Origin of the sequence: Methylobacterium sp. E-041, from assembly GCF_022829665.1 — a bacterium.
GTDB lineage: Bacteria > Pseudomonadota > Alphaproteobacteria > Rhizobiales > Beijerinckiaceae > Methylobacterium.
On the sequence record NZ_JAKSYQ010000120.1, the window covers coordinates 1 to 391 of the forward strand.

1 protein-coding gene is annotated in these 391 nt (G+C 71.4%); it reads right to left on the minus strand.

The window, feature by feature from the left end:
• Nucleotides 1–84: 84 nt before the first annotated feature.
• Nucleotides 85–391: SOS response-associated peptidase family protein (locus tag MKK70_RS10815; protein ID WP_243947573.1), on the minus strand; the 307-nt coding region annotated here is incomplete at its 5' end.

The window sequence follows — 391 nt, forward strand, 5'->3', positions numbered from 1 at the left end:
GATCGGGGTCGGCTTGGCGCCACCATGCGAATGGTTGGCACCGACGACGCGCAGTAAGCGCATCACGCACCGTCGATCCGCGGCCTAAGTCCCATCGCTCCGCTTGCCGCGCGCGACCTCGCGCATGGCCTCGTCCGGCAGCGTCCGCTGAAGCTGCAATGCCTCCTCCACCGGCGCCTCCAGCCACGTGCGCCACTCCTCCGGCGTGGTCAGCAGCGCCGTCATCGCCTTCGGATGCACCGGCCCGACCACGCCGTTCGCCTCCGTCGTGAGGAAGGCGTAGAGCCGGTGTTCCTCCTCGACGGGCTCGTCGCGCTTCGGGCCGCGCACGCCCGTCCACGGTCGCCAGATCCCGGCGAAGGCGAACAGCGGCCGGTCCTCGTCGAGCGCG